Source organism: Micromonospora sp. NPDC051196 (assembly GCF_040682415.1).
GTDB lineage: Bacteria > Actinomycetota > Actinomycetes > Mycobacteriales > Micromonosporaceae > Micromonospora.
In genome coordinates this window covers 128,627-149,582 of sequence record NZ_JBFBAY010000012.1, presented here as the reverse complement: position 1 = coordinate 149,582, position 20,956 = coordinate 128,627, and the positions used below count along the sequence as shown (strand labels likewise).

The following is a 20,956-nucleotide window of genomic DNA, read 5'->3' as shown; positions in this document are numbered from 1 at the left end:
GGCTGCCGTCCTCGGCGAGGTCGGGGCACGGCCCGGGCCGCGCCCGCCGCAAGCTGAACCGCACGCACCGCACCGCACCGCACCGCACCGCATCGCACCGCACCGCACCGCACCTCGCGCTGAGTAGCCGTGTGTGCTGCGCCGGATTGTTAATAGGGGGCCCTTCCTATACCGGAGGCGTTAACAAGGGGCCCCTCCTTTCCAGCAGTGGGGGTGGCTACGCTTGGTGGTCGTGCCAGAGGGACACACGATTCATCGCCTGGCGGCCCGACACGCGGAGCTGTTCGCCGGGGACAAGGTGCTCGCCACCAGCCCGCAGGGCCGGTTCGCCGAGGGAGCCGCGCTGCTCTCCGGATCCGTCCTGGAGCAGACCGAGGCGTACGGCAAGCACCTGCTGCACCACTACGCCGGTGAGCGGATCCTGCACGTGCACCTCGGCCTGTACGGCAAGGTCACCGACGGTGACGGTGAGCCGCCGGAGCCGGTCGGGCAGATCCGCCTGCGGCTGGCCAGTGACCGGCACTGGCTCGACCTGCGCGGACCGACCGCCTGCGAACTGCTGACCCCACCCGAGGCAGCGGTGCTGCGGGCCCGCCTCGGTCCCGACCCGCTGCGCGGCGACGCCGACCCGCTGCGGGGGTACGCCCGCATCTCCCGCAGCTCGACGCCGCTGGCGGCGCTGCTGCTGGACCAGTCGGTGGTGGCCGGCACCGGGTTGATCTTCGTGACCGAGGCGCTGTTCCGGGCCGGGCTCCCGCCGACCCTGCCCGGTCGGAAGCTGACCCGCGTCGGCTGGGACGCGCTCTGGGCCGACCTGGTGGAGTTGATGAGGCTGGCGGTCGGCACCGGCCGGATCGACACCGTTCGCGCCGAACACCTGCCCGAGGCGATGGGTCGCCCGGCCCGCGTCGACCGGCACGGGGGAGAGGTGTACGTCTACCGCCGCCCCGATCAGCCCTGCCACGTCTGCGCCACCCCGATCAACCGAGGCACCATCGCCGCCCGCAACCTCTACTGGTGCCCCACCTGCCAGGCCGCCTGACACAGCCCGCCGGACAGATCTTGGTGCGCTTCCGCCCCGCACGGGGCAGTTTCGTACCAAGATCTGTCTTCGACAGGCGTCAGCGCAGGCGGCGGATGTCGCCGTACGCGCGGTAGAAGCCGCCCCGGCCGGACGCACGGATCTCGGTGACCAGGTAGCGGGCGCCCGGCTCGCGGATGCCCTTGGGGAACTGCACCGACCAGTCCCGGTGGTAGCCGGTCGACAGCACGTGCACCCGCAGCCGTCCGCCGCGCTCGACGCACTCCACGATCACCCCGTCACCGCCGCCGCTGACCACCTCGACCTGGGTGAACGCGGCCGGCTCCGGCAGTCGGGCCGGGGCCTTGACGTCGACCACCTCGGGCACGCTGCCCGCCTCGGCCGCCCGGATCGCCGGCTCGCTGGCGTCGATGCAGGCCAGGTGGCCGCTGGTGGTCACCACGTAGAGGCGCTGGTCGTGGTACTGCATCGAGTAGGCCGAACCGCAGCCGGTGCCGAGCTTCCACAGCCGGGTGCCGTCGGCGTCGAAACAGTAGATCGAGGACTGGCTGTCACCGGCGAAGACGTACCGGCCGTCGGAGGCGGTGGCGCAGGAGAAGACCGGCGCGTCGGCGCGGTAGGTCTGCTCGGCCCGGCCGTCCTTGCCGACGCGGACCACCTCGCGGGTGGCGGTGCCGGCGAACACCGCGTCGCGTTCCTGCCAGCCGAACAGCACCGACCCGGTGCGGGTGTGCCACAGCTCCCGCCCGGTGCGCCAGTCGTAGCCGCTCACCCCGGTCGAGTCGCCGTGGTAGACCGCGTCGGTGTCGCAGCGCACCATCCAGGCCGACCGGCCGCGCCCGGCCCGGCGCCAGAGGAACTCGTCCTCGTGGTCGATGGCGGCGATCCCGCCGTCCGCGTCGGAGACCCCGAGCACGCCGTCGTGGATGTCCAGCCAGTAGATGTCGATGTCGGGCGCGATCGCGTACGCCACCCGGGGGATCTTGCCGGAGAGGTCGTAGACGTTGCCGTCGTCGCAGCCGGCGTAGATCCAGGCGTCGTCGGCCACGATGCACTTCACCCCGTCGGGCAGGCGAACCTGGTCCAGCACCCGGGCGTCGTGGTCGAGGGTGGTGATCACGCCGCGTTCGTTGCCCACCATGCAGGTGCGGTCGTCGATGAAGATGCCGAAGGCGGGTGCGCCGGAGTCGTACCGCCAGAGCACCGGGGCGGTGCGGGCGGTGGAGCGGGTGCTGACGATCTGCCGCCGGGAGACCGACCGCTTCTGGCGTACGCCGGGCACCGCCGGGGCGTACCCCTTGCGGACCTTCTCGCCGATCTTCTTCGCGGCGGCGGCCCGCGCCCGCGCGTTGTCGGGGTAGCCGGAGATCTTCACCTGGCCCTGGTCGCCGATCCGGCCGTAGCGCACGGTCATCGTGGTGTCCTCGACCACCACCTCGTAGAACTTGTGCGCTCCACCGTCCACTTCGGACAGTTCGAGGTAGGTCGTCTCCTGCGACATGGGGCATTCCTCCGAGGGGTGACGCCAACCCTGACCGGGCGGCGGGCAAACGCTAACCGCCCCCACCGACAAGAAACGGTCAGCGGGCGAGTGCGTCGACGGCCTTGCGGGCGGCGACCAGCACCGGATCCCAGACCGGGGCGTACGGCGGGGCGTAGCCGAGATCCAGCGCGGTCATGTCGTCCACCGTCATCCGGTTCCACAACGCCACGGCCAGCGTGTCGATTCGCTTCGCCGCCTCGGACCAGCCGACGATCTGCGCCCCGAGCAGCCGGCCACTGGGCCGTTCGGCGATCAGCTTCACCGTCATCGGGCAGGATCCCGGGTAGTAGCCGGCCCGGTTGGTCGACTCGGCGATCACCGAGACGAACTCGAAACCGGCGGCCAGCGCGTCCCGCTCGCGGAGCCCGGTACGCCCCACCTCCAGGTCACAGACCTTGGTCACGGCGGTGCCGATCACCCCGGCGAAGGTGGCGTACCCGCCACCGATGTTGATACCGGCGATCCGGCCCTGCTTGTTGGCGTGCGTGCCGAGCGGTACGTGCACCGGCATTCCGCTGACCCGGTGCAGCGTCTCCACACAGTCACCGGCGGCCCACACTCCGGGCACCCCCGAGACCCGCATCCGGCGGTCCACCCGCAGTCCACCGGTCGGTCCGACCGGCAGGCCGGCCGCCTCGGCGAGCGCGGTGTTCGGGCGTACGCCGAGCCCGAGGACGACCAGGTCGGCCGGGATCGAACCCGCGTCGGTCTGCACGGCGGCCACCCGGCCGTCGCGCTCGGACAGCCCGGTGACCTGCACGCCGGTGCGGATGTCCACGCCCAGCCCGCGCATCGCATCGGTGACCAGCCGGGCCATGTCCGGGTCGACGGTGGACATCGGCTGCTCGGCCCGTTCGACCAGGGTGACCGACAGGCCACGCAGCACCAGCGCCTCGGCCATCTCCACGCCGATGTAGCCGCCGCCGACCACCACCGCGCGCCGGGGCCGCGGGTCGGCGTCCAGCCACTCGCGCAGCGCCGATCCGTCGTCGAGCGTCTGCACCCCGAACACTCCGGCGGCGTCGGTCCGCGCCCAGTCCGGCTTGGTCGGCACCGCTCCGGTGGCGTACATCAGGATGTCGAAGGGTTCGCGGACCTCGCCGCCGCCCTCCAGGTCCACCGCGGTCACCTCGCGGCGGTCCAGGTCGATCGCGACCACCTCGTGCCGCATCCGTACGTCGATGCCGAACTGTTCCCGGTGGGTTGCCGGATCCCGGGCGATCAACTGATCGCGCTCGGGCACCAGACCGCTGATCCAGTACGGGATCCCACACGCCGAGTACGACGTGAAATGCCCCCGCTCGAACGCGACGATCTCCAGGTCGTCCCGGTCACGGCGGCGGCGGGCCTGGGCGGCGGCCGCCATTCCGGCGGCGTCGCCGCCGATGACGATCAAACGTTCGGCCACCGCAATCCTCCTGTCACGCCCGGGCCTCGCCCCGGGTCTGTAGCGCAACCTGCGCCACCACATCCTCCAACCGTCCGGTACGGGCGTACACCATCCGCTGCCGCGCCGCGCCGGTACCGTGCTCGCGCAGTCTCTCCAACAGCCCGGTCACCTCGGCGAGGTCGCCGTGCCGTTCCAGGGCCGGGCCGAGCCGCCCGACCAGTTGGTGCAGCAGGTCCCACGCCGGTCGCACCTCGCCGCTGGTCGGCTCGACCGCACTGCCCTCCAACCCGTCGTGAGCGGCCCGCCAGTGCGCACCGACCAGCAGGTGATGGTCGGTGGACAGGGGTGGCCGACCGGCGGCGATGTCGTCCAACGCGGTCGCCACCAGGCCTCGGACCAGGGCGGCGACCAGGACGGCGTCGTCCACCGTCGGGCAGACGTCACCGATGCGTAGCTCCACCGTCGGGTACTTGGCCGACAGGCGGGCGTACCAGTAGAGCATCCCCTCGTCGAGCATCACGCCGCTGCCGATCAGCTGGCGGATCAGCCTTCGGTAGTGCTCGTGCGAGGCCAGGTACGGCGTCGGCGCCACCGAGGGCCACCGTTCCCACTCGATCGAACGCCAACTGGCGTAGCCGGTGTCCGCGCTCCGGCTGAACGGCGAGTTGACGGTGATCGCGTGCAGGATCGGCAGCCAGGGCCGTACGTGGTTGAGCACCTGCACACCGGTGTCGGGGTCGGGCACCCCGACGTGTACGTGCATCCCGTTGTTGCCCGGCCCGGGGACCAGCAACCGGTACCGCTCCACCATCCGGTCGAAGCGCGGCTTGTCGACCACCGGCGGTACCGGTCCGTCGACCGGCCCGGTACCGATCGCGAGCAGCCGTACGCCGGCCCGCTCGGCGGCGGCGGCGAGCGCGGCGCGCAGCAGGCCGAGCGAGTGCCGGATCGAGGAGAGTTCCACCCCGGGCGGGCTGCCGATCTCGATCTGACTGGTCTGGAACTCGCGCTCCACCTGCCCGCGCAACTCCGGCGGGACCTGCTCCAGCACCTCGTCGACGGCGGGCACCGCGGCCCCGGTGTCCGGGTCGACGAGCAGGAACTCCTCCTCGACACCGACGGTGAGCAGGTCGGTCTGTTCCGCCGGAGGGTTCGGAGCCACCGTAGGCTGCCTGACCATCGCCACCACCGTCCGCCTCAACCGGGGCGGTAGGTCCGCACCGGGTCGGGCGGGCAATTACCCGTAGTGGCGGCCCTCGGAAACGCCGCCCCCGCGTGGCGTACGACTCGGCCGGTTCGGCCGTGGTCGGCCGGACAAGGCAGATCGACATTGACAACTGTCCGGGTGGGACGTACAACTCCTCCAGAGAGCGCTCTCTCAACCGTCCCGCAGAGAGGCAAAGCCCATGACACCTACCTCGGCGGCCGCTGCCGCCCCGCCCGCCAGACGCCGACTGCCGCTGGCGTTGGCCGTGCTCGTCGCCGCCACCACCGGCCTGGCCGGGCTCGCCGCGACCGCCGACGCCGCCGTGCCGCCGCCCCCGTCCGGCTGGAGCCTGGTCTGGAGCGACGACTTCACCGGCGCCGCCGGCACGCTCCCGTCCGCCAGCAACTGGATCATCGACACCGGCACCAGCTACCCGGGTGGCCCACCGAACTGGGGCACCGGCGAGATCCAGACGTACACCAACAGCACCGCCAACGTCAGCCACGACGGCGCCGGCAACCTGCGGATCACGCCGCTACGCGACGGCGCCGGCAACTGGACCTCGGCCCGCATCGAGACCGTGCGCAGCAACTTCAAGGCCCCGGCCGGCGGAGTGCTCGCCATCGAGGGCCGGATCCAGATGCCCAACGTCACCGGCGCCGCCGCCTCCGGCTACTGGCCGGCGTTCTGGGCGCTCGGCTCGCCGTACCGGGGCAACTATCACAACTGGCCCGGCATCGGTGAGTTCGACGTGATGGAGAACGTCAACGGGCTCAACACGGTGTGGGGCGTGCTGCACTGCGGTGTGGCGCCCGGCGGCCCGTGCGACGAGTTCAACGGCATCGGCGCCTCCCGGGCCTGCCCGGGCAGCACCTGCCAGTCGGCGTTCCACACCTACCGCTTCGAGTGGGACGCCTCGGTCAGCCCGCAACAACTGCGCTGGTACGTCGACGGGCAGCTCTACCACACCGTCAGCCAGACCCGCGTCGGTGAGCCGTACTGGTCGCAGATGACCAGCCACGCCGGCTACTTCCTGCTGCTCAACGTGGCGATGGGTGGGGCCTTCCCGAACGGGGTGGCCGGCAGCGCCACGCCCACCTCGGCGACCGTGCCCGGCCGACCGATGCTGGTCGACTACGTGGCCGTCTACAGCCGAGGTGGCGGCAGCACCCCGCCGCCGACGACCCCACCGCCCACCACCCCGCCGCCCGGTGGCGTGCGGGACGCGTACGCGACCATCCAGGCCGAGTCGTTCAACGCCCAGAACGGCGTGCTCGTGGAAGCCTGCTCCGAGGGCGGGCAGAACATCGGCGCACTGCGCAACGGCGACTGGGTGCGCTACGACAACGTCGAGTTCGGTTCCAGCGGGCCGCGTGACTTCGTGGCCCGGGTCGCCTCCGGTGCGGCGGGCGGGGTCAGTGGCCTGGTCGAGGTGCGGCTGGACAGCCCGACCGGTACGCCGATCGGCAGCTTCGCCATCGCGAACACCGGCGGGTGGCAGAGCTGGCGGTCGGTGCCGGGCAACGTGTCGTCGGTGACCGGTCGACGCACCGTCTATCTCACCTTCAGCAGCGGCCAGCCCAACGACTTCGTCAACGTCAACTGGTTCCACTTCCGCCGCTGAGGTGCAAGGAAGGGCCCCCTGTTAACGCCTCCGGTAGAGCAGGGGGCCCCTGTTAACAAAACCAGCGCCAGTGCTGGACATGAATAGTTAACACTCCTAATAATAGGCGCCAGGTTGATGTACATGGATGTATGTCCGGTCTGGAGGCAGACATGAAACGGTCCAGAGCCCTGGTGTTGTCGGTGGTCGGTGCGTTGGCCACCGCTCTGGGAGTGGTGTGGCTGGCGCCGGCCGCGTACGCCGCCGGAGTCACCGCGAGCTTCGTCAAGACGTCCGACTGGGGGTCCGGCTGGGAGGGCAAGTACACGATCACCAACGGCGGCACCGCGACCGTCAACGGCTGGAGCCTCGGCTTCGACCTGCCCACCGGCAGCACGGTCGGCACCTACTGGGACGCGCTGTTGACCTCCAGCGGCCAGCGCTACACCTTCACCAACCGGTCCTGGAACGGCACCATCGCCCCCGGCGCGTCGGTCTCCTTCGGCTTCCTGGGCAGCGGTTCCGGCGTACCGTCGAACTGCCGTTTGAACGGCGTGGCCTGCACCGGCGGGACCACCCCGACCACGCCGCCGCCGACCACGCCGCCCCCGACGACCCCGCCGCCGACCACGCCACCGCCGACGAGTCCGCCGCCGGTGACCGGGCTGCCGAAGCACATCCTGACCGGCTACTGGCACAACTTCGACAATCCGGCCGTCGAGCTGCGGCTGCGTGACGTGCCCGCCGAGTACGACCTGGTCGCGGTCGCCTTCGCCGACGCCACCGGCACGCCGGGCGCGGTCGGCTTCGCCATCGACCCGGGCCTGTCCGCGTCGCTGGGCGGCTACACCGACGCCGACTTCTCCGCCGACGTACGCACCCTTCAGAGCCGGGGCAAGAAGGTGATCATCTCGGTCGGCGGTGAGACCGGCCGGGTGGTGGTCAACAGCTCGGCGTCCGCGGTGGCCTTCGCCGACAGTGTGTACGCGCTGATCCAGCGGTACGGCTTCGACGGCGTCGACATCGACCTGGAGAACGGCCTCAACCCGACCTACATGGCGCAGGCGTTGCGGTCGCTGCGGGCCAAGGTGGGCAGTTCACTGATCATCGCGATGGCCCCGCAGACCATCGACATGCAGAACCCGACCACGAGTTACTTCAAGCTCGCGCTGGACATCAAAGACATCCTGACGGTGGTGAACACGCAGTTCTACAACTCCGGGGCGATGCTCGGCTGCGACAACAACGCCGCGTACGCCCAGGGGTCGGTGAACTTCATCGTCGCGCTGGCCTGCATCCAGTTGGAGGCGGGCCTGCGGCCCGACCAGGTCGGGCTCGGCCTGCCGGCCGGTCCCGGCGCGGCCGGTGGTGGTGTCGTCGCGCCCAGCGTGGTCAACGCCGCCCTGGACTGCCTGACCCGGGGCACCAACTGCGGCAGCTTCCGTCCCCCGCGCACCTACCCCGCCCTACGCGGCGCCATGACCTGGTCCATCAACTGGGACGTCACCCACAACAACACCTTCGCCCGCACCGTAGCCCCCCACCTCCGCACCCTCCCCTAACCCCGTCCCCCCTCGTCCCCGCCCGCCCGCCCGCCCGTCCCCGCCCGGCTCGGCCCGTCGATCTTGCACTTCCGGTCGCCATTACGAGGCTTATGCCCCGATCTGACCCGACGAAAAGTGCAAGATCGACGGAGCGGTGGGGCGACGGGGCGGCGGGGCGAGGGGTGCGACGGGCGAAGGGCGGTGGGGCGACGGGCGAAGGGCGGTGGGGCGGTGGGGGCGGTTAGGGGTGGGGGTGGGTGGGGGTGCGGGGGTGGGTGCGGCGGCGGTGCTTCTTCAGGGCCCAGGAGGCGAGCATCAGGGCCAGGATCGCCAGGATCGCGTAGTCGAACCAGGAGCTGTAGCGGTCGATCTGGTCCCAGCGGGAGCCCAACGCATAACCGAGGGCGATGAAGAGGCCGTTCCAGAGGGCGCTGCCCAGCGTGGTGAGGGTGATGAACTCGATGAGAGGCATGCGGTTCGCGCCGGCCGGCACCGAGACCAGGCTGCGTACCACCGGGGCCATCCGGCCGAAGAAGACCGCCCAGCGGCCGTACCGCTCGAACCACCGGTCGGCTTTCTCCAGGTCCTCCAGGTCCACCAGCGGCAGCCGGTCGAGCCAGCGTTTGAGTCGGTCCTCGCCGAGCGCGGCGCCGAGCCAGTAGAGCACCAGCGCGCCGAGCACCGAGCCGATGGTGGCCGCGACGGTCACCACCACGACGTTGAACCGGCCCTCGCCGGCGAGATAGCCGGCCATCGCCAGGACGATCTCGCTGGGGATCGGCGGGATGATGCTCTCCAGGGCGACCAGCAGGGCGACGCCCAGCGGGCCGGCCGCGTCGATCACTCCGGCCACCCAGCCGGTCAGCCCACCGATCTGACCGGGATCGACATCCTGGGCGAGTGCCATGCTGATGCCTCCGCGGGTAGTCGGCGTGCCGATGTTCCTACCCGGTGGGGCGCCGGTAAACACCAGGCCGCGGGGTCCGTCACCCCTGTGGGTGCAGCGCCTCGTCGGCCGGGCCCTGCCGCCAGCCACTGAACCGGACGGTCAACCCGCCACGGCTGGGCGAGCAGCAGTACGGCCCTGCGGCTGCTGGGGCGTCCGGGGACAACGGGGCGAGCCGGACCAGCTGCCACGGCTCGCCGACTACCCGGGCGCGTACGGTCAGCGCGTCTGCGGCCCGGCTGACGCGTACGGTCACCTCCCGGCCTGCCCACTGCGGCACCGGCGCGACCGACCAGTCGGAGAATTCCCGGGTCACCACCGCGCCGACCTGCGGCTGGCCGTCGCTGACCTCCACCCCGGCCTTCACCCAGTTCTGGTCGTCCACCCGCACCAGCACCCCGGCCTGGTCGAACTGCTCGGCGTAGTCCAGCCGGAAGTCCACCTCGACCGCGCTGCCGACCGGGAAGTCGACGAGCAGGGCCGGGGCGTCGTCGTGCACGAACCCGTAGCTGGTGTGCCGCCACAGGTCGCTGCCTGCGTCCGGTTGCACGCACAACCCACCGTCGGCGTCCTCGGTTGCCCGTACCGGCTGCCGGTGCCAACTGCCACCGGACCACTCGATGCTCCGCATCACGGAACCGTAACGGGCCCTCGGGTTTGCTGCCGCCCCGGTCGGGAGAAGGTACTGGGGCATGTCTGACAGGTGGTACTCGGAGGCGGTCGTGTACTGCCTCGACATCGACACGTTCGCCGACTCCGACGGCGACGGGGTGGGCGACCTCCAGGGTCTGATCGGCCGGCTCGACTACCTCGCCCGACTCGGGGTGACCTGCCTCTGGCTCAACCCCATCCATCCCTCGCCCAACGAGGACGACGGGTACGACGCGACCGACTTCTACAACGTCGACCCGCGACTCGGGACGCTCGGCGACTTCGCCGAACTGCTGCACCAGGCGAGCAACCGGGGCATCCGGGTCATCATCGACCTGGTGGTCAACCACACCTCCGACCAGCACCCGTGGTTCGTCTCCGCCCGGTCCTCGCCCGACTCGCCGTACCGCGACTGGTATGTCTGGTCCGAGCACGAGCCGGCGGACCGGCACCAGGGCATGGTCTTTCCAGGCGAGCAGCACGAGACCTGGACCTACGACCGCACCGCCAAGGCCTGGTACTACCACCGTTTCTACAAGTTCCAGCCGGACCTGAACATCGAGAATCCGCAGGTCCGGGCAGAGATCAAGAAGATCACCTCGTTCTGGCTTCAGCTTGGCGTCTCCGGCTTCCGGATGGACGCGGTGCCGTTCATCATCGAACGCACCGAACCCGGCAATCCGAACTCACCCAAGGACTTCGACTTCCTCACCGACCTGCGCCAGCACGTGCAGTGGCGGCGCGGGGATGCCGTCCTGCTGGCCGAGGCGAACGTCGAGCCGGACCAACTGCCGGCCTTCTTCGGCGACGGCAGCGGCTCGGGCAACCGGATCCACATGCTCTTCGACTTCATGCTCAACGGCCGGCTGATGCTCGCCCTCGCCCGGGAGGATCCGGAGGTGATCATCGAGGCGCTGCGCGACACCCCGACGCTGCCCACCGGTGGCCAGTGGGCGACCTTCCTGCGCAACCACGACGAGATCGACCTGTCCCGGCTCACCGCCGACCAGCGCAACGACGTGCTCGCGAAGTTCGGGCCGGACGAGAACATGCAGCTCTACGGCCGGGGCATCCGCCGTCGGCTCGCCCCCATGCTCAACAACGACCGCCGGCACATCGAGCTGGCCTACTCGCTCCAGTTCTCACTGCGCGGCACCCCCGTGCTGCGCTACGGCGAGGAGATCGGGATGGGGGAGGACCTGAAGCTGGACGGGCGCGACGCGATCCGTACCCCGATGCAGTGGTCTTATCAGGACAACGCCGGTTTCTCCACCGCCGAGCCGGAGAAGCTGGTCCGCCCGGTGATCGACAAGGGGGAGTACGGCTACCAGCACGTCAACGTCACCGCCCAGCGCAAGGATCCGCGTTCGCTGTTGGGCTGGTTCGAACGGATGATCCGTACGCTGCGGGAGGCGCCGGAGACCGGCTCCGGCAGCACCACCCACATCGACGTACCGATGCCATCCGGCGTGCTGGCGCACCGCGCCGACGGGCGTACCGGGACGATGGTCTTCCTGCACAACCTCGGTACCGAGGAGGTCCAGGTCGACCTGAGCATGCTGGCCTCGGAGGCGGACCAGCCGATCGACGTGCTCAGCGACCGCAACTACGAGGACGTCGGCAAGCTCGACCGGCTCAAGCTCGCCGGCCACGGCTACCGGTGGATCCGGCTGCGCCTGGGCCACGAACGGTAGGCGCGGGCTAAGGGCCGGGACCGGATCCGGCTCCGCCTTCGCCGGCCCGGAGAGGGCGTACGGCTGGGTTAAGCTCCTCCGATCGAGCATAAGTTACCGGGAGGTAAGCATGTCGGAGCAGCCCCGCATCGCCATCGTGACCGGAGCCGCACGTGGCATCGGCGCGGCGACCGCCCGCCGGTTGGCGGCCGACGGCCTGGCCGTCGCTGTGGTCGACATCGAGGAGTCGGCGACGAAGGAGACCGTGGACGCGATCACCTCGGCTGGCGGCCGTGCCCTCGGGGTCGGCGCCGACGTGTCCGACCGGGCCCAGGTGGAGGCCGCCGTGGAACGGGTCGCCGCCGAGTTGGGCGCCCCGACGGTGCTGGTCAACAACGCCGGTGTGCTTCGGGACAACCTGCTGTTCAAGATGTCCGACGTCGACTGGGACACGGTCATGGGCGTACACCTGCGGGGTGCCTTTCTGTTCAGTCAGGCCGCGCAGAAGCACATGGTCGAGGCGAAGTGGGGCCGGATCGTCAACCTCTCCAGCACGTCCGCGCTGGGTAACCGGGGGCAGGCGAACTATGCCACGGCCAAGGCCGGCCTCCAGGGCTTCACCAAGACGCTCGCCATCGAGCTGGGGCCGTTCGGGGTGACGGCGAACGCGGTCGCGCCCGGGTTCATCGTCACCGACATGACCGCCGCCACCGCCGCCCGAATGAAGATCGACTTCGAGGCGATGCAGAAGCACGCCGAGTCGGAGATCCCGGTCCGGCGGGTCGGCCGGCCCGAGGACGTGGCCCACACCATCTCGTTCCTGGCCAGCGAGGGCGCGTCCTTCGTCTCCGGTCAGGTCATCTACGTAGCCGGCGGCCCCCGCGACTGACCCCACCGCGACGCGACCCGATGTCGAGAAGGGTCCCTTCCTATGCGGCAGGCGTTAAGAAGGGGCCCTTCCTTACCGGGTCTTGTAGAGCCAGGCGAGGCCGAGGACGGGCAGGACCAGGGGGATGTATCCGTATCCGCTGCCGAAGCCGGACCAGACCGTCTCGTCCGGGAACAGGTCCGGCCGCACCAGGCTGAACGCGCCCACCCCCACCACGCCGACCAGTTCGACGGCGCAGCAGGCCAGGGCGACACGACGGCCCGCGTGCCCGGCCCGGGCCAGGCCCACCGCCGCCACGATGTAGACCACCGCGGCGAGCGCGGAGAGCAGGTACGCCAGCGGGGCCTCGTCGAACCGGGTGACGATCTGTAGGGCGGCGCGGCTGGTGGCGGCGATCGCGAAGATCAGGTAGACCGCGATCAGCAGCCGGCCGGGACCGCTGTTGGTCCGCATCGGCTGTTCGGTACGCACCTCAGCCACCGAGCACCTCCCAGGTCTGCTGGAGCCGTACCACGACCACCGGGGTCACCAGGCAGATCGCGCAGACGATCGCCGAGCCCCAGCGGGTCGGCTCCATCCGGGCCAGCACCCCGGCCAGCGGCGGCAGGCAGACAAGCGTCACCAGATAGCCGAAGAAGGCCCCCGGCTCACCCGGCTGCTCGCCGCCGGCCAGAGCCACGCCCGCCAGCACCGCCAGCCCGAGCAGAGCGAGTTCCAGTACGCCCAGCCCGATCAGCTGGATCAAGTCCGGGGGCCGGTGGCGCAGCGTGGCGATCAGCGCCCATACGGCGACCAGCAGGGACAACACGATGGCGGCGACGGCCAGTGCACCGTCGACCGGCGACCCGGCGGCGTTCACCTGACCCGTCCGGTGCTGGTTCCGATCACCGGACCACTCTACTAACCCGCGTAGTAAGACGAGCCGGCGCGCCCGCCTCCCGGCGGTCAGATGTGCTGGTGCGCCAGCGGTTAGCGTGGGCGCAGACGACGCTGGAGGTACGTGTGATGCGGTTCGGGTTGTTCGGCACGGGCCACTGGGCGGCCCAGACGCATGCGGCGGCGCTGGAAGGGCACCCGAGGGCGGAACTGGTCGGCGTGTGGGGGCGCAACCGGGACCGGGCCGCCGCGTTGGCCACCCGGTACGGCGTACCGGCGTTCGACGAGGTCGACGCGTTGATCGAGGCGTGTGAGGCGGTCGCCGTAGCGCTGCCGCCGGACGTGCAGGCGGAGATCGCCGTGCGGGCCGCCGTCGCCGGGCGGCACCTGCTGCTGGACAAGCCGCTCACGTTGACTGTCGCCGACGCCGACCGGGTGGTCGACGCGGCGGCCCGCTCGGGCGTGGCCTCGGTGGTCTTCTTCACCGGCCGCTACCAGCCGGACGTGGCCGGTTTCGTCGCCGCAGCGGCTGCCGCAGGTGGCTGGCACACCGCCAACGCGATCCGTTTCGCCTCGATCTTCCAGCCCGGCAGCCCGTACGCCCAGTCGCCCTGGCGCCGCGAACACGGCGCGCTGTGGGACATCGGTCCGCACGCGCTGGCGATCCTGCTGCCGGTGCTGGGTCGGGTGACCCGGGTGGCGGCCGGCGACGGGCCGGGTGGCCTGGTGCATCTGCTGCTCACCCACGACGGCGGTGCCACCAGCACGGTGTCGCTCACCCTGGACGCCCCGCCCGCGGCGGTGGCGGCGGAGTTCACGTTCTACGGTGACAACGGCATCGAGACCCTCCCGCCGGGCGGCGCGAGCCCGGCGACGGCCTTCGGGGTGGCGATCGACCAACTGCTCGCCGAGGTCGACGCCGGCACCCGGGACCACCGGTGCGACGTGCGCTTCGGCCGCGACGTGGTGACCGTGCTCGCCGCCGCCGAGACCGCCCGCGCCCGGGGCACCTTCATCGACCTGCCGGCCCGCTGAATCAATGGCCCCACGGGGCGGGCAGGGCGTCGGACAACTCGGCGGCGGAGCCGATCTGCTCCACCGGCAGGGCCCGTACGGCCTGTAGCTGCTCGGTGCTCGCGCCGTTCTCCTGGCACCAGCGGATCAGGTCCTCGCGGGAGACGGGATAGTCCAGCCCCGCGAGGTACTCCGGCAAGGCGCCGCCGCGCTCGGTCATGACGTCCGATCTACCCACGTAACCGGGTCGGCACACCACCCGGACGGCCCTCGCGTTTGCCCGTCCGGGTGCCGGGTAGCCGCAGGCATGCTGGTACAGCGGCTCGGTGCGCCGAGCGACCTCGACCCGTTGCTGGAGCGAGCCCGGGACGCCCGGGTGGTGATGATCGGGGAGGCGACGCACGGCAGCCACGACTACTACCGCATCCGCGAGCAGCTCACCCGGCGGTTGATCGCCGAGTGCGGATTCGACTTCGTCGCGGTGGAGGGTGACTGGCCCGACTGCGACCGGGTGCACCGCTGCGTGGTCGCCGCGGCGGGCGGCGCGGTCGAGCCACAGGTCGCGCTGGAGCGTTTCGAGCGGTGGCCGACCTGGATGTGGGCCAACGCCGAGGTGGCCCGCTTCTGTAGTTGGCTGCGGGCGTGGAACCTGGATCGGGCTGAGCCGTCCCGGGTCGGATTTCACGGCCTGGACGTCTACAGCCTGTGGGAGTCGATGCAGGCGATCTTCGACTACCTGGGCGAGGAGGACCCGGCGTCGCTGGAGGCGGCGCAGGACGCGTACCGATGTTTCGAGCCGTACGGCAAACGGGTCGAGGAGTACGGGATGGCCAGCCGGTTCGTCTCCGCCCGCTGTGAACAGGAGGTGGTGCGGCTGTTGGCGCGTACCCGGCAAATCGCCGCCACCGACGGGCCGGACGCCTTCTCGGCCTGGCAGAACGCGGAGGTCGTGGCCGGGGCGGAGCGCTACTACCGGGAGATGGTCGCCGGTGGTCCGGGGTCGTGGAACGTCCGGGACATCCACATGGCCGACACGCTGGACCGGCTGCTGGAACGCTACGGCCCGGACGCCCGTGGGGTGGTCTGGGCGCACAACACGCACATCGGTGACGCGCGGGCGACCGACATGGCCGCCGACGGGATGGTGAACATCGGCCAGCTGGCCCGGGAACGCCACGGCGCCGACGAGGTCGTACTGATCGGATTCGGCAGTTGGCGGGGCGCGGTGATCGCGGCGCCGCGGTGGGGCTCGCCGGCCGAGGCGATGGTCGTACCGCCGGCCCGGTCCGGCTCGGTGGAGCATCTGCTGCACCAGCTCATGCCGAAGCGGGCGGTGCTGGTCTTCGGCGGCCCCGACCAGCCGGGCTGGGTCACCGACACGCTCGACCACCGGGCGATCGGAGTGGTGTACGACCCGTCCTTCGAGTCGTGGGGCAACTACGTGCCGACCCGGCTGGGGCAGCGGTACGACGCGTTCATCTGGTGCGACGAGACGACCGCGCTGCATCCGCTGCCCGCACTCACCACGCCCGGCGAGATGGAAACGTACCCGGCCGGCGTGTGACGCCGTGCCGGGTACGCGTTGTTAACAGGGGCCCCCTGCTATGCACGAGGCGTTAACAGGGGGCCCCTCCTTACACCGTTGCCTTGTCGTCGAGTTCGGCGCGCAGCTTCTCGCCTTCGATGTCGACGTTGGGCAGCGCCCGGTCCAACCAGCGCGGCAGCCACCAGGCGGCCTTGCCGAGCAGGGACATCACCGCCGGAACGATGGTCATCCGGACCACGAAGGCGTCGATCGCCACCCCGATGGCCAGTGCGAAGCCCATCGACTTGATCACCGGGTCGTCGAGGAAGACGAAACCGCCGAAGACCGCAGTCATGATCAGCGCGGCGGCGGTGACCACCCGGGCACCGTGCCCCATCCCGTTGATGGTGGCCTGCTGGGCGGTGTCGCCGTGCACGAAATCCTCCCGCATCCGGGAGACCAGGAAGACCTCGTAGTCCATGGCCAGGCCGAACAGGATGCCGATCAGCAGGATCGGCAGGAAGCTGATCAGCGGGCCCGGGGTGTCCAGGCCGACCAGGTCGGCCAGGTGGCCCTGCTGGAACACCGCCACCGTGAGGCCGAAGGTGGCGGCGACGGTGAGCAGGAAGCCCAGCGCCGCCTTGACCGGCACCAGCAGCGAGCGGAACACCAGCATGAGCAGCAGGATCGACAGCCCGACCACCAGGCCCAGGTAGATCGGCATCGCGTCGGAGAGCTTCTCCGAGATGTCGATGCCGATCGCGGTCACGCCGGTCAGCAGCACGTCGGCGCCGGGCACGTCGGCGACGGCGGTACGGATGTTGTGCACCATCGTCTCGGTGGCCGGGTCGGTCGGGCCGGTCTGCGGGATCACGCCGAGCAGTGCCGTCTTGCCGTCGGGGCTCAACTGCGGCGGGGCCACCGCCAGCACGTTCTCGGTGCCCTGGACGAGGTTGGTCACCTGCGGGATCGCCGCGGCGGTGGCCTGAGCATCGTCGCTGGCCACGACGACTGCGAGGCGGCCGGTGAAGCCGGGCCCGAAGCCCTCGGTGATCAGGTCGTTGGAGACCCGGGCGGGGGAGCCGGCCGGCGCGGTGCCGGCGTCCGGCAGGGCGAGCCGCATGTCCGGCGCGGGCAGCGCGAGCAACCCGAGACCGAGTACGCCGACCAGGATCACCGGAATCCGGAACCGGGTGATCAGCCGGGCCCAGCGGAACCCGAAGGCCGAGCGGTCCTCACCGGCGAGGGTGGCCGCTTCCGGCGCCGCATGGTCGGTCGAGGCGCTGCCGGCGCCGTCGGCGATCCGGGAACTGTCCTCGGTCGTCACCGGGACCGAGGAGCGCAGCCGCCGGGGCAGCACCCGGCCACCGGCGAAGCCCAGCAGCGCAGGCTGGAGCGTGATCGCCACCAGCACCGCGACGGTCACCGTGCCGGCGGCGGCCAGACCCATGACGGTCAGGAACGGGATGTTCACCACGGCCAGACCGGCCAGGGCGATGACCACGGTGGCGCCGGCGAAGACCACCGCCGAGCCGGCGGTGCCGACCGCTCGACCCACCGCCTCGTCGGCGGGGAGTCCGTCGAGCAGGTTCTGCCGGTAGCGGGAGGTGATGAACAGCGAGTAGTCGATGCCGACGGCGAGGCCGAGCATCAGCGCCAGGATCGGCGCGGTGCTGGTCAACTCGACCACGCTGCTGAGCGCGAACAGGCCGGCCATGCCGACACCGACGCCGATCAGGGCGTTGAGCATGGTCATTCCGGCGGCCACCAACGAGCCGAAGGTGATGATCAGGACGACGAGGGCCACCGCGACGCCGATCGCCTCGGTGGAGCCGACCTCGGGCTCGGTGTTGAGCACCTCACCACCGGGGGCGACCTGCCAACCCTGCTCCTGCGCCTGGGCGCCCACCTTTTCGTAGGCGTCCCGCTGTTCGTCGGTGACCGTGTCCGCGCCGCCGCTGAACTGCACCTGGATCAGCGCGTACTGGCCGTCGGGGGAGACGGCGCCGACCTGGAACGGATTCACCGCGCCGACCACGCCGGGCAGGGCAGTGGCCTCCTCGGTGACTGTCTGGACCACCGCCTGGCCCTCGGGCGTGCCGAGTTGGCCGGGGTTCGGAGCCTTGACGGCGATCGTGCCGGTCGCGCCGGCGGCCGCCGGGAACTGCTCGGCGAGCAGGTCGAGCGCACGCTGGGACTCGGTGCCGGGCATGGAGAAGTTGCTGGCCGTCGGGCCGCGCAGGGTCGCCGCAGCCAGGCCGAGCGCGACGAGTACGACGAGCCAGATCGCGGCGACGAGTCGCCGCCGGCGCATCGAGCCCCGGCCGAGCCGGTAGAGCAGGGTCGCCATGAGGTCCTTTCCCTCAATCGTGAATGGTGGGACGGGTCAACGGGCGGGCTCCAACGCCCGCCGCAGCAACGCCAGCAGGGCGTCGCGCAGGTCGTCGTCGGGTACGTCGGCGAACTCGCCGCAGGTCTCGGCGATGCCGGCGAGCAGCACCAGCGCGCAGATCCGCGCCGGTGCCCGCTCGGAGCGCCCGGCGAGGGCGTCGATCAGCCGTTCGGAGATCTGCTGGATGTGCGCGAAGACGGGCTGTTGGAGCAGTTCCGGGAACTCGCCGCGAAGCAGGGCGATCTCGGTGCGGAAGCGGACCGCAAGATCGACGAAGCCCTCGGCGGCGACCCGCTGGGCCGTCGCCGGGTCCGGCTGGGCCATGATCCGCTCATCGAGCGAGCGCAACGCCCCGATCGCCGGGGCCATCAGCTCGGTGAGGATGGCCTCCTTGTTGGCGAAGTGGTAGAGCACGGCCGCCTTGGAACAGCCCACCTCGCCGGCGATGTCCTGCAACGATGTGCCCCGGTAGCCGGTGACGCCGAAACGCCGTGCCGCGGCGGCCAGGATCTCGTCGTGGGTCTGCGGGGTGGGGCGGGCCATGACCATCAGCATGCCTGACCGTTCGGTCAGGTGCTGACCGAACGGTCAGATTCGTGGCGTTCCCCACAAACCACCGCCCCTGGATTGGATCTCCGCCAGCTTTCTGCGGATCGCCGAGAATCGTCACCATGACCAATTCCCCGGCGGTCCGGGCGGCCGCCCTGCGTGCCTTGCACCGACCCGGCGACCCGCTGGTGCTGCCGAACGTCTGGGACGCCGGCTCGGCCCGCGCGGTGGTCGAGGCCGGCTTCGGCGCGGTCGCCACCGCCAGCGCCGCCGTCTCCCAGTCACTCGGGTACGCCGACGGCGAGGGCACCCCGGTCGGCGAGATGCTCGCCGCGGTTGCCCGGATCACCCGCGCGGTCGGTGTGCCGGTCACCGCCGATCTGGAGCGGGGCTACAGACTGCCGCCGGCCGAGCTGGTGGAACGGCTGCTCGACGCCGGGGCCGTCGGGCTGAACCTGGAGGACTCCGCACCGCACGACGGCTCCATGGTGGACCCGCAGGCGCAGGCCGAGCTGCTGGCCGGGGTGCGGGCCGCGGCCGACGCCGCCGGGGTGCCGATCGTGATCAACGCGCGGACGGACGTCTTCCTCCGGGCGTACGGCGATCCGGCCGAACGACTCGACGAGGCGATCCGCCGGGCCCAGCTCTACCGGGCGGCCGGTGCCGACTGTGTCTACCCGATCGTCCTCGCCGACCCCGCCGAGCTGCGTACCTTCATCGAGGCGGTGCCGGGTCCGGTGAATGTGCTGGCCCGCCCGGCGGCACCGGCACCGGCCGAGCTCGCCGCCCTCGGCGTGGCCCGGATCAGCTACGGCCCCGGCCTGTACGCGGCCACCCAAGCGCACACCGCCCGACTGCTCGCCTCGGTCGCCGCTGGAGACCGGCTCGCCTGAGCGGTCTGTCCGCCGGCGGACGGTGCGTTGCGGTCGCCGGCCGACGCTCTGCCTGGTTCGGGCACTGTCGAGCTGACAGCGCGAACGGATCGACGGGTGAGCCGGGCGGCACGCGAAGGCTGGCGCTGCGCGAGCGTCGCACGGGTATCGCCGTGTTGCGGTTGACCGCCGAGCGTCCAACCGGGATGGTGGTCGGGTGAGCGGGGCGGACGAGACCCGGGACGGGGTGGCGCTGACCAACCTGGGTCAGGCGTTGTTCGACGGGTCGGGGGCGGTCAAGCGCGACCTGGTCGACTATCTCGACGCGGTGTCCGACCGGATTCTTCCGCAGCTGCGGAACCGGCCGCTGTCGGTGGTCCGGGTACGCCCGGGGCAGCCCCCGTTCATGCAGAAGAACCTGCCCCGGTACACCCCGGACTGGGTGCGGCGGGTGCCGATCTGGGCCGAGGCGTCCCGGCGGGAGATCGCGTACGCGCTCTGCGACGACCGCCGTACCCTGCTCTGGTTCGCCAATCAGCGGGCGGTCGAGTACCACCCGACCCTGGCCACCGTCGACGACCTGAGCCGCCCCACCCACCTGGTGCTCGATCTCGACCCGCCGGAGGGCGACAGCTTCGCCGCCGGGGTGGCCGCCGCACTGCTGGTCCGGCAGGCGTTGACCGACGCCGGGATGGCCGGTGCGGTGAAGACCAGCGGCGCCAAGGGCGTGCACGTCTTCGTTCCGATCGCACCCGGCCCGGATGCCGAGCAGTTGGCCGCGGCCACCAGGGCGCTGGCTGCCCGGGCGCAACGGCTGGACCCGGCGCTGGCAACCACCGCCTTCATCCGTGAGGACCGGGGCGGCAGAGTCTTCATCGATCCCACCCGTACCGGGGGTGCGACCGTCGTCGGCGTCTACAGTCCACGGCTGCGTCCGGAGGTACCGGTCTCCTTCCCGGTGCCCTGGGACGAACTGGCCTCCGTGACCCCGGCGGACTTCACCATCCGTACCGTTCCGGGTCTGCTGGCCCGGCGTGACCCGTGGGTGGAGCTGATGCCGCGACCGCAAGCCCTTCCCGCCGACCTGATCGAGGAGGGCCGGGCCATCCCGGTGCCCCGAGTGCAGGCCATGCACGAGGGCCGCCGCCGCGCCGCTGCCCGCCGCGCCGCCGCCGACTGACCCGACGGCACCCGCACCCTGCTCCTACTCCCGCGCTGGCTGTTACGCCAGGGCCGACCG

At 71.2% G+C, this 20,956-nt stretch carries 19 protein-coding genes; 9 read left to right on the top strand and 10 right to left on the bottom strand.

The window, feature by feature from the left end; translation table 11 throughout:
* The first annotated feature begins 232 nt into the window (after positions 1–232).
* Positions 233–1,042 carry a DNA-formamidopyrimidine glycosylase family protein gene (locus AB0M35_RS22335; protein ID WP_363747535.1) on the top strand — a complete coding sequence of 270 codons (810 nt, stop codon included), beginning with the start codon at positions 233–235 and terminating at the stop codon, positions 1,040–1,042.
* A 79-nt stretch (positions 1,043–1,121) separates the two neighbouring features.
* Here AB0M35_RS22335 and AB0M35_RS22330 read toward each other — a convergent pair whose 3' ends face one another.
* From AB0M35_RS22330 to AB0M35_RS22320, 3 genes are all read right to left on the bottom strand, one after another.
* Positions 1,122–2,543, bottom strand: coding sequence for a WGR domain-containing protein (locus tag AB0M35_RS22330; RefSeq protein ID WP_363747534.1), 1,422 nt, complete (start codon positions 2,541–2,543; stop codon positions 1,122–1,124).
* A 79-nt stretch (positions 2,544–2,622) separates the two neighbouring features.
* Positions 2,623–3,993, bottom strand: a complete 1,371-nt coding sequence (locus tag AB0M35_RS22325; RefSeq protein ID WP_363747533.1) for an FAD-dependent oxidoreductase — start codon at positions 3,991–3,993, stop codon at positions 2,623–2,625.
* 13 nt (positions 3,994–4,006) lie between these two features.
* The gene (locus AB0M35_RS22320; protein ID WP_363747532.1) at positions 4,007–5,155 is read right to left on the bottom strand and encodes a glutamate--cysteine ligase; all 1,149 of its coding nucleotides are present in this window, start codon (positions 5,153–5,155) and stop codon (positions 4,007–4,009) included.
* 226 nt (positions 5,156–5,381) lie between these two features.
* Between AB0M35_RS22320 and AB0M35_RS22315 the strand changes: the two genes are divergently transcribed.
* Together AB0M35_RS22315 and AB0M35_RS22310 are read left to right on the top strand one after the other, a co-directional pair.
* Positions 5,382–6,806 (top strand): carbohydrate-binding protein, encoded by a 1,425-nt coding sequence (locus AB0M35_RS22315; protein ID WP_363747531.1) that lies wholly within the window; start codon positions 5,382–5,384, stop codon positions 6,804–6,806.
* 152 nt (positions 6,807–6,958) lie between these two features.
* Positions 6,959–8,347 (top strand): cellulose binding domain-containing protein, encoded by a 1,389-nt coding sequence (locus AB0M35_RS22310; protein WP_363747530.1) that lies wholly within the window; start codon positions 6,959–6,961, stop codon positions 8,345–8,347.
* A gap of 223 nt (positions 8,348–8,570) precedes the next feature.
* Here AB0M35_RS22310 and AB0M35_RS22305 read toward each other — a convergent pair whose 3' ends face one another.
* Together AB0M35_RS22305 and AB0M35_RS22300 are read right to left on the bottom strand one after the other, a co-directional pair.
* A complete protein-coding gene (locus AB0M35_RS22305; RefSeq protein ID WP_363747529.1) occupies positions 8,571–9,236 on the bottom strand; it encodes a DedA family protein in 666 nt (221 codons plus the stop codon).
* Between the two features lie 79 nt (positions 9,237–9,315).
* Positions 9,316–9,906 (bottom strand): DUF1349 domain-containing protein, encoded by a 591-nt coding sequence (locus AB0M35_RS22300; RefSeq protein ID WP_363747528.1) that lies wholly within the window; start codon positions 9,904–9,906, stop codon positions 9,316–9,318.
* Positions 9,907–9,967: 61 nt separating this feature from the next.
* Here AB0M35_RS22300 and AB0M35_RS22295 point away from each other — a divergent pair, with 61 nt between their 5' ends.
* Positions 9,968–11,620 (top strand): alpha-amylase family protein, encoded by a 1,653-nt coding sequence (locus AB0M35_RS22295; protein ID WP_363747527.1) that lies wholly within the window; start codon positions 9,968–9,970, stop codon positions 11,618–11,620.
* A gap of 109 nt (positions 11,621–11,729) precedes the next feature.
* Entirely contained in the window at positions 11,730–12,488 is a 759-nt protein-coding gene (fabG, locus tag AB0M35_RS22290) for a 3-oxoacyl-ACP reductase FabG (protein WP_363747526.1), read from the top strand.
* Between the two features lie 72 nt (positions 12,489–12,560).
* On the opposite strand, the gene AB0M35_RS22285 is transcribed toward fabG, so the two are convergent.
* Together AB0M35_RS22285 and AB0M35_RS22280 are read right to left on the bottom strand one after the other, a co-directional pair.
* The gene (locus AB0M35_RS22285; RefSeq protein ID WP_363747609.1) at positions 12,561–12,941 is read right to left on the bottom strand and encodes a hypothetical protein; all 381 of its coding nucleotides are present in this window, start codon (positions 12,939–12,941) and stop codon (positions 12,561–12,563) included.
* A 19-nt stretch (positions 12,942–12,960) separates the two neighbouring features.
* Positions 12,961–13,347 (bottom strand): hypothetical protein, encoded by a 387-nt coding sequence (locus AB0M35_RS22280; RefSeq protein WP_363747525.1) that lies wholly within the window; start codon positions 13,345–13,347, stop codon positions 12,961–12,963.
* A 146-nt stretch (positions 13,348–13,493) separates the two neighbouring features.
* Here AB0M35_RS22280 and AB0M35_RS22275 point away from each other — a divergent pair, with 146 nt between their 5' ends.
* Positions 13,494–14,399: a Gfo/Idh/MocA family oxidoreductase gene (locus tag AB0M35_RS22275; protein ID WP_363747607.1), complete on the top strand. Its 906-nt coding sequence runs from the start codon at positions 13,494–13,496 to the stop codon at positions 14,397–14,399.
* A 1-nt stretch (position 14,400) separates the two neighbouring features.
* Here AB0M35_RS22275 and AB0M35_RS22270 read toward each other — a convergent pair whose 3' ends face one another.
* Positions 14,401–14,598 carry a DUF2795 domain-containing protein gene (locus tag AB0M35_RS22270; RefSeq protein WP_363747524.1) on the bottom strand — a complete coding sequence of 66 codons (198 nt, stop codon included), beginning with the start codon at positions 14,596–14,598 and terminating at the stop codon, positions 14,401–14,403.
* A gap of 87 nt (positions 14,599–14,685) precedes the next feature.
* On the opposite strand from AB0M35_RS22270, the gene AB0M35_RS22265 reads away from it, so the two are divergent.
* Positions 14,686–15,942, top strand: a complete 1,257-nt coding sequence (locus AB0M35_RS22265; protein WP_363747523.1) for an erythromycin esterase family protein — start codon at positions 14,686–14,688, stop codon at positions 15,940–15,942.
* Positions 15,943–16,012: 70 nt separating this feature from the next.
* Here AB0M35_RS22265 and AB0M35_RS22260 read toward each other — a convergent pair whose 3' ends face one another.
* Both AB0M35_RS22260 and AB0M35_RS22255 read right to left on the bottom strand, forming a co-directional pair.
* Positions 16,013–18,253, bottom strand: coding sequence for an MMPL family transporter (locus AB0M35_RS22260; RefSeq protein ID WP_363747521.1), 2,241 nt, complete (start codon positions 18,251–18,253; stop codon positions 16,013–16,015).
* Positions 18,254–18,289: 36 nt separating this feature from the next.
* Positions 18,290–18,838 (bottom strand): TetR/AcrR family transcriptional regulator, encoded by a 549-nt coding sequence (locus AB0M35_RS22255; RefSeq protein WP_363747519.1) that lies wholly within the window; start codon positions 18,836–18,838, stop codon positions 18,290–18,292.
* Positions 18,839–18,966: 128 nt separating this feature from the next.
* On the opposite strand from AB0M35_RS22255, the gene AB0M35_RS22250 reads away from it, so the two are divergent.
* Together AB0M35_RS22250 and AB0M35_RS22245 are read left to right on the top strand one after the other, a co-directional pair.
* Positions 18,967–19,737: an isocitrate lyase/phosphoenolpyruvate mutase family protein gene (locus AB0M35_RS22250; RefSeq protein ID WP_363747517.1), complete on the top strand. Its 771-nt coding sequence runs from the start codon at positions 18,967–18,969 to the stop codon at positions 19,735–19,737.
* 196 nt (positions 19,738–19,933) lie between these two features.
* Positions 19,934–20,896, top strand: coding sequence for an ATP-dependent DNA ligase (locus AB0M35_RS22245; protein ID WP_363747515.1), 963 nt, complete (start codon positions 19,934–19,936; stop codon positions 20,894–20,896).
* Positions 20,897–20,956 lie beyond the last annotated feature (60 nt).